The 15550-nt window shown below is 67.7% G+C and carries 18 protein-coding genes; 11 read left to right on the plus strand and 7 right to left on the minus strand.

Annotation, left to right across the window (positions count from 1 at the left end; translation table 11 throughout):
• Nucleotides 1-7: 7 nt before the first annotated feature.
• From KEG57_RS34340 to KEG57_RS34350, 3 genes are all read right to left on the minus strand, one after another.
• Nucleotides 8-409 (minus strand): hypothetical protein, encoded by a 402-nt coding sequence (locus KEG57_RS34340; protein ID WP_272421746.1) that lies wholly within the window; start codon nucleotides 407-409, stop codon nucleotides 8-10.
• Nucleotides 410-424: 15 nt separating this feature from the next.
• Nucleotides 425-2371, minus strand: coding sequence for a YgiQ family radical SAM protein (locus tag KEG57_RS34345; RefSeq protein WP_272421745.1), 1947 nt, complete (start codon nucleotides 2369-2371; stop codon nucleotides 425-427).
• A 137-nt stretch (nucleotides 2372-2508) separates the two neighbouring features.
• Nucleotides 2509-3645, minus strand: a complete 1137-nt coding sequence (locus KEG57_RS34350; RefSeq protein ID WP_272421744.1) for a hypothetical protein — start codon at nucleotides 3643-3645, stop codon at nucleotides 2509-2511.
• Between the two features lie 588 nt (nucleotides 3646-4233).
• Here KEG57_RS34350 and KEG57_RS34355 point away from each other — a divergent pair.
• The 7 genes from KEG57_RS34355 to KEG57_RS34385 all read left to right on the plus strand — a co-directional run bounded on the left by KEG57_RS34355 (nucleotide 4234) and on the right by KEG57_RS34385 (nucleotide 7786).
• Nucleotides 4234-4632, plus strand: coding sequence for a hypothetical protein (locus tag KEG57_RS34355; RefSeq protein ID WP_272421741.1), 399 nt, complete (start codon nucleotides 4234-4236; stop codon nucleotides 4630-4632).
• A gap of 84 nt (nucleotides 4633-4716) precedes the next feature.
• A complete protein-coding gene (locus KEG57_RS34360) occupies nucleotides 4717-5022 on the plus strand; it encodes a PadR family transcriptional regulator (protein WP_272421740.1) in 306 nt (101 codons plus the stop codon).
• Nucleotides 5019-5975, plus strand: coding sequence for a hypothetical protein (locus KEG57_RS34365; protein ID WP_272421739.1), 957 nt, complete (start codon nucleotides 5019-5021; stop codon nucleotides 5973-5975). The genes KEG57_RS34360 and KEG57_RS34365 overlap by 4 nt, the downstream gene beginning before the upstream one ends.
• Before the next feature lie 20 nt (nucleotides 5976-5995).
• Nucleotides 5996-6211: a hypothetical protein gene (locus tag KEG57_RS34370; protein WP_272421737.1), complete on the plus strand. Its 216-nt coding sequence runs from the start codon at nucleotides 5996-5998 to the stop codon at nucleotides 6209-6211.
• On the plus strand, nucleotides 6208-6492 hold the full coding sequence (locus KEG57_RS34375) for a DUF4258 domain-containing protein (RefSeq protein WP_272421736.1): 285 nt from the start codon (nucleotides 6208-6210) through the stop codon (nucleotides 6490-6492). Before KEG57_RS34370 ends, KEG57_RS34375 begins: the two co-directional genes overlap by 4 nt.
• Nucleotides 6489-6713: a type II toxin-antitoxin system MqsA family antitoxin gene (locus tag KEG57_RS34380; protein ID WP_272421735.1), complete on the plus strand. Its 225-nt coding sequence runs from the start codon at nucleotides 6489-6491 to the stop codon at nucleotides 6711-6713. Before KEG57_RS34375 ends, KEG57_RS34380 begins: the two co-directional genes overlap by 4 nt.
• 104 nt (nucleotides 6714-6817) lie before the next feature.
• Nucleotides 6818-7786, plus strand: coding sequence for a YegS/Rv2252/BmrU family lipid kinase (locus tag KEG57_RS34385; RefSeq protein ID WP_272421734.1), 969 nt, complete (start codon nucleotides 6818-6820; stop codon nucleotides 7784-7786).
• Nucleotides 7787-8183: 397 nt separating this feature from the next.
• On the opposite strand, the gene KEG57_RS34390 is transcribed toward KEG57_RS34385, so the two are convergent.
• The 3 genes from KEG57_RS34390 to KEG57_RS34400 form a co-directional block, all read right to left on the minus strand.
• Nucleotides 8184-9656 carry a S28 family serine protease gene (locus tag KEG57_RS34390; RefSeq protein WP_272459212.1) on the minus strand — a complete coding sequence of 491 codons (1473 nt, stop codon included), beginning with the start codon at nucleotides 9654-9656 and terminating at the stop codon, nucleotides 8184-8186.
• 373 nt (nucleotides 9657-10029) lie between these two features.
• Nucleotides 10030-10695: a hypothetical protein gene (locus KEG57_RS34395; protein WP_272459213.1), complete on the minus strand. Its 666-nt coding sequence runs from the start codon at nucleotides 10693-10695 to the stop codon at nucleotides 10030-10032.
• Between the two features lie 630 nt (nucleotides 10696-11325).
• Nucleotides 11326-12366 carry a hypothetical protein gene (locus KEG57_RS34400; protein WP_272459214.1) on the minus strand — a complete coding sequence of 347 codons (1041 nt, stop codon included), beginning with the start codon at nucleotides 12364-12366 and terminating at the stop codon, nucleotides 11326-11328.
• A 367-nt stretch (nucleotides 12367-12733) separates the two neighbouring features.
• Between KEG57_RS34400 and KEG57_RS34405 the strand changes: the two genes are divergently transcribed.
• The 4 genes from KEG57_RS34405 to KEG57_RS56190 all read left to right on the plus strand — a co-directional run bounded on the left by KEG57_RS34405 (nucleotide 12734) and on the right by KEG57_RS56190 (nucleotide 15131).
• Nucleotides 12734-13099, plus strand: a complete 366-nt coding sequence (locus tag KEG57_RS34405) for a hypothetical protein (RefSeq protein WP_272459215.1) — start codon at nucleotides 12734-12736, stop codon at nucleotides 13097-13099.
• 90 nt (nucleotides 13100-13189) lie between these two features.
• Entirely contained in the window at nucleotides 13190-14113 is a 924-nt protein-coding gene (locus tag KEG57_RS34410) for a hypothetical protein (RefSeq protein ID WP_272459216.1), read from the plus strand.
• A 135-nt stretch (nucleotides 14114-14248) separates the two neighbouring features.
• Entirely contained in the window at nucleotides 14249-14752 is a 504-nt protein-coding gene (locus KEG57_RS34415; protein ID WP_272421727.1) for a hypothetical protein, read from the plus strand.
• Nucleotides 14753-14933: 181 nt separating this feature from the next.
• Complete coding sequence (locus KEG57_RS56190) at nucleotides 14934-15131, plus strand: transposase (protein ID WP_372518267.1); 198 nt, start codon at nucleotides 14934-14936, stop codon at nucleotides 15129-15131.
• On the opposite strand, the gene KEG57_RS34425 is transcribed toward KEG57_RS56190, so the two are convergent.
• A complete protein-coding gene (locus KEG57_RS34425) occupies nucleotides 15097-15351 on the minus strand; it encodes a hypothetical protein (protein ID WP_272421726.1) in 255 nt (84 codons plus the stop codon). The two genes, KEG57_RS56190 and KEG57_RS34425, sit on opposite strands and share 35 nt — an antisense overlap.
• Nucleotides 15352-15550 lie beyond the last annotated feature (199 nt).

A 15550-nucleotide genomic window follows, 5' to 3' on the forward strand; every position in this document is an offset into this window, starting at 1 on the left:
CTCCTCCCTACGCCTCGACGTGATCCTTCGGGCGCTCTGCCAGCACTGGCTTCGCGAGCTCGGCGAGGGATGTCGCGAGCGCGGCCGCCAGGGGCAAGAGCGTTCGTAATGCCGGACCCCCGTCGATGCGCACCACGCGCGGCCGCGGATCGCTTTCCGGCGTCGTCGGCTCGAGCGTCGCGAGGAGCCGCTCCCGGTCGAAGTCGAAGGAGAGCGAGCGGATCACCACGCCAGGCTCGAACGAGGCGAGCGCCTCGAAGACCGGCCTCGCCGCGGTGAGGGCTTGCTCGGCGCGCTCACCACGCAGATCGACCCCGGGGCCTGCGAACGGGCATCCCTCGGCATCCGTCTTCGGCACCACGCGCACGTGGCGATCCGCGACGCGCAGCTTGAACGAACGGATCTGCAAGGGGCCCACTCCAGGCTAGCGCCGTACCTCGGTCGGCTTGCGCCCCTTCGGCTTGCCACGTTCCGCGCGGGCGCGCCGCATGGCGATGGGCATCGCGCCCTTCCCGGAGGCGGGCGGCACCAGGCAATGCGGCTTCGACCCGATGAGGTCCCCGCGCCCCGCCTTGATCAAGGCCTCGCGCGCCTCGTCGTGATGGGCCGGATCCCAGTAAAGGAGCAGCGCCTTCTGCAGCCGCTTCTCGTGCATCTCCTTCGCCGTGTACACCGGCGCCTTCGTGAAAGGATCGATGCCCGTGTAATACATGCACGTCGCCATGGACATCGGCGTCGGGATGAAATCCTGTACCTGGCGCGGACGCATTCCCTTTTTCTTGAGCCAGAGTGCGAGGTCCACCATGTCCTTCAGCGCCGATCCCGGGTGGCCCGAGATGAAGTACGGCACGAGGAACTGGTTCTTCCCCGCCTCCTCGCTCGCGCACTGGAATTGCTCGGCGAAGCGCTCGTAGCTCTCGATGCCCGGCTTCTTCATCTTGTCGAGCACGTCCTTCTTCGAGTGCTCGGGCGCGACGGAGAGCTGGCCGCCCACGTGCCATTTCGCGAGCTCCTCGATGAACTCCGGCGAGCGCTCGGCGAGGTCGTAACGGATGCCCGAGGCGATGAAGACCTTCTTCACGCCCTCGCTCTCGCGCACGGCCCGCATCAGATCGAGCAGCGGCTCGTGATCCGTCTCGAGGTTCTCGCAGACCCCGGGGTGCACGCACGAGAGCCTGCGGCATTTGCTCTCGATCGCGGGGTCTTTGCATTTCATCATGTACATGTTGGCCGTCGGGCCGCCGAGGTCCGAGATGGAGCCGCGGAAATCATCCATTCGGCGCAGCGCGCGGATCTCCTTCAGGATGCTCTCGGCCGAGCGTGACTGGATGACCCGGCCCTCGTGCTCCGTGATCGAGCAGAACGTGCAGCCCCCGAAGCAGCCGCGCATCGTCACGATCGAATGCTTGACCGTCTCGAAGGCCGGGATCGGCTCGCTGTAGCTGTAATGGGCCGCGCGCGCGAAGGGCAGGTCGTAGAGCTCGTCCATGTCCTTCGTCTCGAGCGGGATGGCGGGCGGATTGAAATACACCGCCTCCTCGCCGTGCGGCTGCACGAGCGGCCGCCCGTTGCCCGGGTTCGTCTCGTACTGGAAGCGCCGGCTCATCTCGGCGAACGCCTCCTTGTCCCGGACGACCTCCTCGTAGCTCGGCAGGATCACCACCTTGCCGTCGCTGACGAACCGGCTCGGCTCGAGGTCCTCCCATTCGCCCTTGCGCCGCACGTACGCCGTGCCCCGCACGTCGTGGAGATCGCGGATGGTCTCGCCCCGCCTGAGCCGATCGGCGACCTCCCAGACCGGCCGCTCGCCCATCCCGAAAATGAGCAGATCCGCTTTCGCGTCGAGCAGCACGCTCCGGCGCACCTGGTCCGACCAGTAGTCGTAGTGGGCGATCCGCCTGAGCGACGCCTCGATCCCGCCGAGCACGAGCGGCACGCCCGGGAAGGCGCGGCGGCAGAGGTTGCCGTACACGATCGTCGCGCGGTTCGGCCGGAGCCCCGTGCGCCCGCCCGGCGAGTACTGGTCCTCGCTCCGGATCTTTTTCTGCGCCGTGAGCTTGTTCAACATGCTGTCCATGTTGCCGGCCGTGATGCCCACGAAGAGCCGCGGCTGCCCCATGCGCAAGAGGTCGTCCGTCGTGCGCCAGTCCGGCTGCGAGATGACCCCGACACGGAAGCCACGCGCTTCGAGGAAACGGCCGATCAGGGCCGCGCCGAACGCGGGGTGATCCACGTAGGCGTCGCCGTTCACGAGCAGCACGTCGAGCTCGTCCCAGCCGCGCGCCTCCATCTCGGCGCGGGTCGTGGGCAGGAAACGGCGGAGATCACGACCCGACGCATGGGCGCTCTTGCGAATCTGGACGATGTTCACGGCGCCGTGACCCTAGCTTGCCGGGGGCTCCGCGTCAGCGCCGACGACGACGCCTTCGCGTTTTTCCGAGCCGGGGGTGCTTTCGACCATCAGCCGCGCAGACGAGTCCCGCGAACGGGCGGACGTCGTGATCGGCGTCATTGCGTCGCGCTGGCGAGCGGCACGGCGTTGACGCGGGTGTGCAAGACGCGCTTGCGTGTCGAGCCGAGGGTCGCGAGGTCGAATTTGAACGAGAGCTCGATCCCGAGATTCAGGTTCGGCAGGACCCCGGCCAAGCCGGGGCGAGAGCGCTCGTCGAACAAATACTCCTGGGAGCCCAGCGGCACGCTCACGCCCGGCAGGCTCAGCCGAGGGTCGGAGACGTGGTGCTTCGCGCCATTGGGCAAGACGACCTCGCTCTTCACGCCGACGCGAATGCGGCTGCCCGCCGCGAACGCATCGGGGAGCGGGAACGTTTGGCCAGAAAAGCGCTCCGCGATGGCGCGGGCCACGTGCTCCGCGGCCTTGCGGTGCGCGGGGTCCGCCGCGACGACGTGCACGGACACGAGGTGCCCCTGGGCGTCGACGACGAGCTCGAAGTGCGTATCGGATTCGGCCGGCGTGGTCGAAGATCGCAGCTCGTCCGTGACGGCCGAGGCGAGCGTGCCCGCTGCGGGGAAGTGCTGGATGGGATCGCGGCGCTCGTACGCCGATGGCGGCGGCGGCACGCGCGAAGCGAGGTAATCGAGCGCTTTTTGTCCCAGCGAGGGAGCGATCGTGGGCTCCTCGGGGGCGGGCGGCGGGGCGGACGAGACGCGACCGGCGAGGGCAGGCGCGGGAAGGACGCCTGGCACAGCCCAGATCGGCTTGCCGTCGAGGCCCGGCAGGGTCGGAGGCTGCTCGGCGGGCGCCTCTTGTGAGCCCGCGTTTGCGCCGGCGGCAGGCAGCGGTTCGGGATCGGGATACGGAGCGTCCTCGCCGGGAGCATCGTGCGTCGGCCGTCGCGGCGCGTGGTGTCCGACGCGCGGCGCTTTCGCCGGCGCGACGCGGGCGATGGGCGCGGGAGCCTTCTCTGGTTTTTGCGTTGGCGTATCGGACACGAGGTCGAAAGCGATCTCGTCGCGCTCTTGCCCCGGCGCTTCCGTCTGCGAACCCTCGTTGCGCGGCGATGGCGAGGACGCGGTGAACCACACCGCGAGGATGACGGCCGCGTGGAGCAGCGCTGCCGCGAGAAGAAATTGCGGGTCGCGATTGCGCACCGGGGTGAACGAGCCTACCACGAGCGACGCTGCCACGGTGCTGCGGAAAACGATGGCGCGTCACGGACATCGTGGACGTTTCTCTCTCGAGTTTTTCCCGCAGGTGCGAGGTGCTCCAAAACGGAGCGCTGAGTGCTCCAAAATGGAGCGGGGAAGCCCCAAAGGGAGGTCCGGGCGGTCGGGATCGGTCATGGGGAGGCCCCATCGCCAGGTCCGGGCGGTCGGGATCGTCTTGGGGGAGGCCCCATCGCCAGGTCCCCGCGGTCGGGATCGTCTTTGGGGAGGCCCCATGACCAGGTCCCGGCGGTCGGGATCGTCTTTGGGGAGGCCCCATCGCCAGGTCCGGGCGGTCGGGATCGTCTTTGGGGAGGCCCCATGACCAGGTCCGGGCGGTCGGGATCGTCTTTGGGGAGGCCCCATCGCCAGGTCCGGGCGGTCGGGATCGTCTTTGGGGAGGCCCCATTGCGAAGCGTGGGCGGCTCGCAGGGTATTTGGGGAGGCCCCAAAGCGAACTTCCCGAGAAGCGGGGGCCGCAAGCGAAATCTGATTGTGTACCGCTCTCGAGAAGCAAGGTGACTGCCGGCCCGCGTCGACGCGCGCGTAAGGGCGTGGTACTCGCATCCGATGTCAATGCCTCCCTCCAAGCTCTCGCCCGCGTTGCTGCCGTTCGCTGACGCGCTCGATGCGGTTCCGGCGCGTCCGATCTGGGAGGTTGGCTGGACCCCGCACCGTTACGATCAGGCGCCCAAGCACCCGCTCATCCCGAATGCACCCCCCCACGACGGCGTGTACAGAGGGAGCTGGGTCTCACCGGGCATATGCGTGCGGCTCGACCTCATGCACGCCTCGGTAAGCGAACGATTGCGTGCGTGGCTCCGCTCGCGCTACCCGGAACAACTGGGCGGAGACGACGGATTCTACGAGTATGGAATCGAGAGTCGCTCGCAGCGCACGAACCTGGAGCAAGCCCTGGCGCGACTCGAGGCCAAGATAGAGGAGAGCGAGCATCCTCCGTCCACGTAGACGCGCGCGACGCCGCGTCCGGAGCCGCGGGCGGACTCCATATATCGTTGACCGATACATCGTGAGGCGATAGGTTGAGGACCGATGCAGGACCCCACGTACCTGATTCTCCTCGCGCTCTCGGATCGGCCTCGCCACGGGTACGGCATCCTTCTCGAGGTCAGCGAGTTGAGCCGCGGAACGATCCGGCTCGGCCCCGGGACTTTGTACGGAGCCCTCGAGCGACTGGAGGAAGCCGGTCACGTCGAGCTCGATCGCGAGGAAATCGAGGAGGGGCGGCCGCGACGTTATTACCGCCTGACGCGGCGCGGGCGCCGCGTCCTCGTCGAAGAAACCGAACGGCGGGAGGCCCTCGTGGGGCTCGCCAAGCAAAGGCTCGCGCACCGATGAGCCCCCTCGAACGTCGCATCCGCGCGCTCATCTCCCTCTTTCCCGCGTCGTTTCGAGCGCGATGGGAGGAAGATCTCGTCCGTACCACGCTCGAGACGTGCACGGCCGAGCAGTCCTGGCCCCACCCGCGCGACGTGTTGGATCTCGTCGTCTCGGCGATTCGTGCCCACGCGACGACGCCCGCAAACCAACCGTTCCGCGTCGTGCTCGCACAGGGCATCGTGCTGGGCGCGGCCCTCCTCGCCAGCGTTCGCGTCGGCGCCCTCCTGCTTCGTTTCGGGTGGTTCGTGCACTGGCTTCCCGTCAACAGCGCCGCCGGTGTGCCGTCCGATGAGCTCGCGCTCTACGCCGGGCCGCTCGCGCTCGAGCTCGTGGTGTACGTGCTGCTCGCGGTCGCGATGCTGCAGCAGCGGCGCGTGCTCATCTGGGCGGGAGCCCTCACCCTCGGCGGCATCGGCCTGCTCGGGACGCTCCGCTACCCTGGACCCATCGGCATCCGGTGGGCTCTCGGCATGGCGGTTCCGGGCGCGATCCCCTTCCTCGTTGCTGCGTTCACGATAGCCGCGAGGAAGACCGATCGCGCGCTCGCCGTTCGGCCGGCGCTCGTCGGGCTTGCGCTGGCGTCGTTCGCGACGACGACGTGGCGCCTCGCGGCTTGGTTCGCGACGACGACGTGGCACCTCGTGCCCGGAACGGTCGACCGGGGCGCGGCCGCGGTCGCGGCTCTTCTGCTCGTCGCTTGCACCGTCTCCGGGTTCGCGGATCCCCGCTGGTTCATCGCGCTAGGGGTTGCGGTGATCGGCTGGAACGCACGCGACTTCATTCAGACCGGCGACCCGCTCGTGTTCCTCGGAACCGCGTTCGTCGTGGCGGTTTCGTGGGTGCATTGGCGCGTCCTACGTCGGCAGGTTGCACGCTCGGGCCGGGGTCGAAGCGACCGCGAGATTGCCTGACGACAGCAGATACCGCTAGCATGCTGCTCAGTTTCCCGCATGAAGAAATGAAAGGGCCCATTGACGTTCTCCAAAAATGCCTCGATGTGCTCGTCGCCCGCGTCGCCGACGGCACCCTCCAGCCTTCCCCCGCCCTTGAGACCGTCACCCGCACCGTCAACCAACTCATCACCCGCCGTACCGAGTTGATCAAAGAGCGCGGCGCAGCCCCCTCCACAACGCCGACTCCACCATGAAGCTAAAGTTCTCGGGCCATGCGATGGACCGGATGTTCGCCCGCAGTATCCGCCCTGAGGACGTGCGCACGGTCATCGACCATGGCGAGCCGATCGCCGACTACCCGGACGATCGTCCGTTTCCCAGCCGCCTCGTGCTGGCCTTCGTGGACGGCCGTGCCATCCACGTCGTGTTCGGGTATGATTCGGCCACCGAGACCGCCCACGTCGTCACCGCGTACATCCCGGACTCTGCACTTTGGGAAAGCGACTTCAAGACCAGGAAGAGGAAACCACGGTGAACTGCATCCTCTGCAAGCACGGCGAGACGGCTCCCGGCTTCGTCACGGTCACGCTCCAACGCGGAGAGACCACGGTCATCCTCAAAGGCGTTCCCGCGTCGATTTGTGAAAATTGCGGTGAGTACTACCTCGACGAAGCCGTCGCCTCCCAGGTGTACGCGATGGCCGAGCGCGCAGTTCAGGATGGCGCCGAGGTGGAGATTCGTCGGTACGCGGCCTGATGCGTTCCGCCATCGGCGGAAGCGGAAGCGGAAGCGGAAGCGGCAAACGCCGTCCGGTTGTGTTCCGCTTTCAAAGGAGGGAGGAGAGATGGTAAGCCGATGGAATGAAAGCGTGCCTCATCTACAACGCCGCTGCCGGCAGCGCCGCCGATGACGTCTTCGACCGCGTGCACGCGATCCTCGCGCCCCGCTTCGAACTGAACGTCCTGCGCACGGGCCCCGACCAGGACCCGTCTGCGTGCGCGCGGGAGGCGCTCGACGCGGGCGCGGAGATGCTGATCGCGGCGGGGGGCGACGGGACGGTCTCGTCCGTGGCGGCCGTGCTCGCACAGAGCGAGGTGCCGCTCGGGATCCTGCCGTGTGGCACGTCGAATTCGCTGGCCGCGGCCCTCGGCATCCCAGGAGACCCGATCGCCGCGTGCGACACGCTGCTCGCAGGCCACCGCCGGGTCATCGATACCGCCCTCGTCGGCAATCGCTGCATGGTGCTCCACGCCTCGGTCGGCCTCCACGCCGACACGGTGGCCGATACGGCGAGGGAGGACAAACATCGCTGGGGCGTGCTCGCCTATGTCGCGACGGCGCTGCGCAAGCTCAGCACGCTCGCGCCGTTCGAGGTCGAGCTCGAAACCGACGAGCAAATCGTCCGGTGCCGCGCCGTGGCCGTCACCGTGGCAAACATGGCGCCGCTCCGCACGGTGCTCGCGCAGGGCCCTTCAGCGCTCGTCGGCGACGACGGAATGCTCGACGTGACAGTCGTCGCAGCCACCACGCTCAACGCGGCCGTGGCCACAGGCATTCACCTCTTTCTCACGGCCGCGCGCGGCGAGCCCGCGACGCGCGACGAGGTTGGCTATTTCCCGTGTCGCCGCCTGCGCATCCTCGCCGACCCAGCGCAGCACGTACTCATCGACGGCGAGGCGGCAGGCACGACCCCCGTCGCGATCGAATGCAGGCCGGCAAGCCTCGTGGTCCTCACGCCACCTTCCGCCGAGCCCGAAAAGGTCGGGCCCGAGATCAAGCTTCCGACGAGCCCGGAGGCGCAGGTCGAAATCGAAGCGTCGGAGGGGTGAGCTCCTTGGGGGGAGGCGGGAGCGGAAGCGGAAGCGGAAGCGGAAGCGGAAGCGGAAGCGGAAGCGGAAGCGGCAACCGAGATCTAATTGTGTCCGCTGTTGAGGAAGGGGGGTAGGTCGAGTGCCGGATGGGCCATGGGCGTTGCCGGGTGTGGCGGGCGCGATGGCGGAGGGTGGCGGCCGTCAGGGATGATCGATGAAGAGCTCGGCAATCGGCGCGCCCTTCGTTTGGCACGACGCGCGCGATGGCGCCGCGCGTGGGTCCTTCGAGCGCGCTTTCCGAATTGCATGGCGCCGACCGGCACGAGCGGCATCGACCAGAGGACACGGTACTTTACCGGATCGTGCAGCGCGTATTGGGACTCGTTTGTTTCAGAACGAGCTGGCAAGCGCGGGATCAGGGCATCCGGCGCCGGCTTTGGGACAGCATCCAGCGGGGCGTCGACGGGTACGCCGCCAGCGCGTGCGCCTTCTGGACCGGGGTGACGCCCGTCCAGGCTTGCAGCGCGGCGAGCGCCGCCTCCAGGTCGGCCTGCGGCAGCCCGCCGATGGACGCGCTGTGGTTCCCCGCCGGCTCGAAGAAGCGGTATGAGTCCTGCGCGCCCCCGAGATCGAAGGCGGCGGCGGTGTACGGATCGTTCTCGCCGTAGATGAACATCATCCGCTCGCCCTTGGTGGTGAGCCACGCAGAGACGTCCTGCATCGCCTGGGGGTCCAGGATCGGGTTCTTGCCGCGTCCGGGCAGCGTGTACGAGGCGGCCACGTCAAAGCCGGGGTAGAGGAGCAGATCAGCGACGTTCTCCTCGGCGTAGCCCGGATAGCCGAGCTGCACCGCCGCCTGCCAATAGTACGGCTCGTAGGCGAGGGTGGCCCCGTCGGACCATAACGAGGGGCCGCAGACCAGGTCGAAGAACGACCACACCTCGTCGTCGCTCGCCGAGGTGGGCGGGATCTCGGCGCAGTGGCTTTCGTCGCCGTACTGCCAGAAGCTGAAGATGAACTCGATCACCGCGGTCTCCAGGGCCTGATCCTCGCCGAGCAGCTCATAGGTGAGGCCGGCGTCCGCGGCCTGGGCCTGCATGCGCACCAGCATCTCCGGCCGGCGCAGCAGCACCTCGCGCTGGAAGTCGAGGAGGGCCTGCTGGCAGGCCGCGTCGCCGCGCTGGGCCACGAAGTCGCGGTAGCGCGGGTCGGCGTCGCCGAAGTTGTGCGGGGCGACGTAAGCGACGGTGCCGTTCACGTCGTCGGGATAGAAGCGGCGGTGATAGACGGAGGTCATCCCGCCCTTGCTGCCGCCGGTGGAGATCCACTTGCCCTCATAGAGCGGCCGGATCACCTCGACAATGTGGTGCAGGTCCGCGGCGGCTTGCTCGATGGTGAGCTGCGACCAGTCCGCGGGCTCCGGGCGGGAGGGGGTGAAGAAGCGGTGCTCGACCCGGACCTGGTTGGCGGCGAGCAGCTCGGCGGGCTCGTCGAGCCACTGGTACTCCGGATAGAGGTTGTAGCCCTGGGTGGCGAGCACCACGGGCGCGGTCGGGTCGCGGTGATGCAGCACGAGGCGCTGCTCGAAGCGCGCGCCGGAGGGATCGTCGTGATCCGCGGGCTGGTCAATCGTGAGCACGAAATAGCGGTAGCCAGGGATCTCGGTCTCCTCCTCCGTGACCGTGAGGCCCTCGATGTCCTGGAGCTTCTCGAAGATATCGGCCGACGTCGCGCCGCCGGAGCCGCCGGAGCCGCCCGCACCGCCGGAGCCGCCGGAGCCGCCCGCACCGCCGGTGCCGGAATCGGGGTGGGTGTCGTCGCCGCCGCAGGCGACGAGCGACAGGGAGGCCAGGGTGATGGTGAGCAGCGGAAGAAGCAGAGTGCGCATGGCGGGGAGCCATGGCAGCGGGCGTGCCAGGCCAAAATGGGCGCCGTGGCGCGAGGATTCGTGGCCTTGCTCTCTGCAACGCGCGTGCTTCCGGCTGCTGCGTGGTGGTTGCACCGGTTGCACCCCCTGTTGCACCCGTTGCACCCGTTGCATCCTGCTCGCACCCCTATTTCTTGAATGTCTCCGGCTCGATCCCGTACCGCTTCATCCAGCGCTGCACCTGCATTTTGGCCTGACACGCTGAGGCCCACGACGAGCTCGATCCCATACTCCAAGCGGATCTCCGATTCGGAAGCGGGAGCGGGAGCGGAGGCGGGAGCGGAACCGGAAGCGGAAGCGGAAGCGGAAGCGGAAGCCGTCTTCTCCGGGGCGTTCACGGGAGGAGCCCCGCTTCTCGACACTTCTCCTCCAGGACGCCGGGGTTGAAGGAGCGCCGAGCCGCTTGTTCTCGGCAGAGCTCCCCACACTCACTTCGAGCGCGCGCGAGGTTGTCCTCGGGGACGAGCCCCACCAAACGGGCTTGGTCCACCAGGAAGCCGTAGCAGCTCCCGCCATGGGCCGCCTGACGGCCCCCTTCCCGCCACTCCTCGAGGTACCCCATCGACCACCGCGGGTCGTCGGACGACCAATAAAACGCGGCGCTGACGATCCAGAACAGAAGGACACCGCTGGGCACGCAGGTGGGAAGGATCCAGAAAAGCGGCCGGCGGCTCTTCTTCTTTCGCGCAGCCCCGACGCATCCCCACGCGCACACGAGCAGCGGCGGAACCGCCCAAGCAAGCAACTCCAGAGCCCACCGGGCGCGCTCATGCGCCCCTGCCGCGATGTTGTGCTCATGGGACCACCCGGGCATGACCGGATAGGACGCCGTCGAGGACCAGGCATACGCGGGCATCCACCGCAGCTTGGTCATATACGCGGCGGCCACGAGCCCAGCGGCGATGGCCCCCCACCCAGGTCTCTTCGCGGCGATGAGCGCGACGCCGAGCCCGCAGCCCAGCAGGTTCAGGAGCATCCAGATGGGGGCGTCATACGACAAGGGTCCAACCCCTCCTTTGGGGCACGTTGGCAACGTGAGGTGAGGGCATTGTACGCAGCAGGGGATGCATCGAGGACAAGTAAACCAGGATGTCCGCCTCCTCCGAGGCGTGGCCTGAGCAGGGAGGTGTCGGGCTTCGCGGAGCTGTGGCTCTATACGTTCCCGTTCCTCATCGACGAGTTGATTTCCCCAACTGCGACAATATCACGCGCCATCGTGGCCCCCTTTTGCCTCGACGACAGTCGAGCTCACCTGCGCAAACTATACTTTTTGCTTTCAAGCTGAGCCCTCGCCATGGGTCGGGGGCCTCCCTCTCTCCTCGTACTTCCCTACAGCGGTGAGGTCCGTCACGCCGAGGGTCGGCGAAGACACGAAGGACGCCTCGTGTGGTGCCTACACGCGACCACGACGTAAGTTCACCCGGAATCCCTCGTCGACGAGACCCCGGAGGAGATCGGACCTCGTCGGGTGCCTGGTCGACGAGGCCCCGGCGAGGTCCGATCAGGGCCGGGGTCTCGCGGACCAGGCAACCGACGGAGTCCGATCACGGCGGGGGGCTCGCGGACCAGGCAACCGACGGAGTCCGATCAGGGCCGGGGTCTCGCGGACGAGGCAACCGACGGAGTCCGATCACGGCGGGGGGCTCGGCGGCGAGGCAAGTAGTGCAGTCGGGAGCGGGAGCGCGGGCGCGCTGCCTTGGGCTTGTCGCGCGCGGCAGCTCGCCGCGGTGAGGTAAAGTTCGCGATTGTCGACGAGCATGAACTGGTCGCCGAAGTAGAGCGTCACGGGCGGAGACGGAATCGTCATCCCGCTCGAGCCCCGGCTCACGCTGCCGTCGGGAAACGTCACCGAGCTGGAGTCGGTATAGGGCACCGCTTGCCGTGCGGACGGCATCACCGACTCGAACTCGGTGTCGCGCTCCACGCGCCGCCCGTCTCGCGTGGTGTAACGCTGCGAGAGCTTCACGCCGCTACCGTTGCCCTTGCGCGGCTGCGCCGTGAGCGTGCTGCACTGCGCTTCGGCGGCCACGTACTCCCACAGCGTCCCGCCGTGCGCGATCAGCGCGTCTGCGCGTGTGAGCGTGCGCGCGAGCGCCGCGTCCGGAAGGTCGGTCACCCGCGCGCGCATGCGCTCCGCCTCGGCCATCTCCTGCTCGCACGCGGGGAGCAGAAACGGTCGCTCGGTGGGCGCGATCTCCTCGCACTCGTCTCCCGCGCAGCGCAGCATGAAGCGCGTACTCTGCGCGCACGCTTCGCGTTCACGGAACAGCGCGCCCGCCGTTGTGAGTACCACCGCGTCGCTGCTCCCATCGAGCAGCTCGATCTCCTGGTGTGTGCTGCCGCGAAGCGAAAACGCGGGCGACGCGTGCGTGAGCGTGGGCGACCACAACGTCCATTGCTCGCCCATCTCGTGCAGCTCAAACGAAAACGGACCCAGCGTGAACGTGATCTCGTTCGCCTTGCGATCGATCGTCGCGGGCACGCACGCGACCTCGCCCGAGTACTCGCGCTCTTGGCCCACGCCCGACGCGATGTTGATCCCGCGGGCGAGCCGCCGCACCCAGTACGTTCCACTGGGAGGTGCGGGAGGTGCGGGCTGCGCGGGCTGCGCGGGCTGTGGGGCCGGGGGCTCGGCGGTGACGTCGAGCACGGGCGTTACGGTGGGCAGCACGACCACGGGCGGAGCGGTGTGCGTGACAACGGGCCGCACGCAGGCAGAAAACGTGACCGCTGTGCAGCACAAAAGGGAGAGAGAACGCAGCAAGGGGACCATCGCGCGGCGAACGACACGGCGCACGGCGCGTCGGTTCCCGCGCGGAGACCTTTCCCCGTGCAGCACGCCTTCGAAACAGTTTCGAGGTCGTGGTGGTAGGTGCACGACGCGCTCGAAACTGTTTCACGGCGACCGTTACCTGGGAGGCTCTCCCTGGGGGGCGCGATGTTATACGCTGAACCCCTGCGGAGCGCCCTGAGGCGCGCGGATCGTATCGAGGTCTCGAATGAAGAAAAGCTTGCTCTCCCCTTGCCGACGTTCCCCCATGTACGCCGTCTTCGCGTTGTTCGCCGTGTCAACGGCCGGCGCTTGCAGCGGTCAGGCGCCAGCGGTAAGCGACCAGGCGCCCGCCACGCCCCAAGCGCTCGGGGCGTCAACCAGCGCGCCGCCATCGTCCGACCCGCAGCCAACCCAGGCGCCTGAGCCGCAGCCCACCGCGACGGTCGGGGATCAGCAGACCGCGCCCACGAATACAGCAGGCACGCAGGTCCCCGCGGCCAGCGGGTGCGACCCCGCCAAAGAGCCGCACCGCAGATACCTCGGCGACAGGGAAAAATGCATGCTCATCAAGTATCGCTGCGAGCCGCCGCAGCAGCACTTCTCCAATGCCTGCGGCTGCGGCTGCGAATAGCATTGCACGACAGCGGCGCGCGGATTGTGCTCACAACGGGAACGGGGAAGAATGGCGGTGGCGACAGTGGCCACGGCCAGGAGGCGCACGTTGGACGAGCAAACGTGGGAGCTCGTGAACAAGGCACGTCGGCTCGGAGAGTCGGCGTTTGCTCCGGGGTTCGGCTCGGTCGTCGCCTGCGGGGAGCACCTCGTGGCTTGTGACGGCGAACGATTACGGCGCCTCGACCCCGGGAAGACGCACGAAGTGATGTTGCAAGCCCGGGACGTGCGGCTCGCCCAGCTCGCGGCGGACGGTGCGCATGCCGTGATCGTGGCGTTGAGCGATGAAGAGGTGTGGCGGGTGCCCATCGAGGGCGGAGATGCCGAGGTCGTCGCGCGTGGGCAGGAAGAACCGAGGTCGCCCGTGGTGCTGGACGCGCGCGCTGCGTGGCTCGACGGCCCGTCGCCACCTCGATGGAAGGACGGGCATCCAGTCCGGGTACGGCTGGAAGGAAGGGAGGAACCCATTCACGAGCACCATGGCGTGGGGGATTTGATCGCCTGCAGTGGGGCGCTGTTTTGGCGTCAGCGCGAAAGGCGAGGGGCGAAGAGTTTCCGGACGGACCTCCACCGTTGGGATCCCACCATGGGGCGCGCCGAGGTCATCGCCGTGCTGGAGGAAGGGGACTCTGCGGAGGCTTTTGGGTTGGTCACCGACGGCAAGGTGATTGCGTGGATCTCCGGGCAACGAATCAGCGTGCTCGACCCGGTGACGGGCGCGCGGCGCTCGGTGGAGGTCGGGGCCGAGAGCGTGTGCGCCCTCCCGGTGGGCGACGATCTCCTGGTTGTCGTCGGCAGAGAGGACGTGGGGGAGCTCATTCGCCTGGGCCCGGATGGAGGGCAGCGCAAGCTGGCACGGTGGTACAATCGTTCAAGGCTGTGGACGAGGCTCGTGCTCCGGGGCGACGAGGTCGTTTGGGCCGCGGGAGAGCGTCTTTTGGCGGTCACGTTATCCCCGGGCGCCGGGGCATGAGCGGGAGCGGGAGCGGAAGCGGAAGCGGGAGCGGGGGCGGGGGCGGGAGCGAAATCTGATTGCGTACCGCACAGGCAAGGGTCGCTGCCTTCGCGACACCTCATGGCTGAAAGGGTGTGTTAGGATGAGTAAAACGTGACGGTTCATCAACGGTTGGTATTGACGCTACGGTCGGGGCGAGAGGTGTTGCTGGCAGCCTTCGACCGCGCGCCTACTTATGCTTCCCTGGGCGAAGGGTATCCAACCCGGAAGATGAACGACCATATCATCGAGCACGCCATGCAGGACGCCGAGGGGCGCTGCTGGACCTGCACCAAGGGAGGGGCGAAGCCGCTCCTGCTCCCTCCAGATCGGGCCCCTGTCCCTCATGAGCCCGACCGTCTACCGACGGCCGACGAGGTGGAGGGTTTTTTAAGGGAGGTGCAGGATTGGATCGAGCGCTTCGGTGTGCCCGAGTTCTTGCCCCCGTGGAAGTGCGTAGGAACGTTCAAGAGCGCGCCCAAGCATGGCGCCCCCGACAAACCATCCTGGCTGACGGTCATCTGGTTCCAGCCAAAGCACAGGCACGTGCACGAAGCCGTGCTCGGCCAGCTCCAGCAAATCGATTGGGAGTCGCTGGCAGTTTCTATCGAGCTTTGAAGCAGCTCTGAAACGAGCGACCATTGTCGCTGGGGATACTGCCGCGGCGGTGGCGCCATCGAACATCGCCGACCACGCGAGCGGGACGAACGCCCGCCGCCACGCGAGCAGACGCCCGTCTTGCCTGCCCCTCGCGGTCGGCCGCGAGGACGATGTGATCACGAGCGAGAGATCGATGCTCATGGTTGCTCCTGCGCCGCCGCAGGATACGTGGCCGGCCTCGCCCCGTCACGCGCGGCTCATCTACCAGCCGCCCTACTCGCCGGGCCTCAACCCCATCGAGCTGGCCTGGTCCAAGATCAAGGCCGCCCTCCGCGGCTTCAGAGTGAGAACCGTCCCCCTCCTCAAGGCCGCGATCTGCGCGGTGGCCCAATCGTGACCCCAGCCGATGCCGCAGGATGGTTCTTCTCTCGCACCATGTCTCGCATGATCTGCCAGTCTTGCACCGTGGCGTCGTTCCCCCGATTGATATAGGCCTGATCGAGGCGATGCTCGCACACGTCGCGCTCGACGATGTTGGCGATGTGCCAGGAGGTCACCATCGCCAGCGAGATCTCGCAACGAGGAGCCTGCCGGCGGCAGGCGCTGGTCGCGGTCATGCACATGCGGCGTCATCCGGACACGTGGAAGATCCGCTGAACCGCGTGCCCCTTATGCGATAGGAGCGCTAGCGGGGCGGAAACGGGTTTGGGAGCGGAAGCGGAAGCGGAAGCGGAAGCGGAAGCGGGAGCGGAAGCGGAAGCGGCAAGCGGAAGCTGATTGTGTACCGTACGCAGCCTTCGTTAAACTCTCGACATC

Source organism: Polyangium jinanense (genome assembly GCF_028435365.1).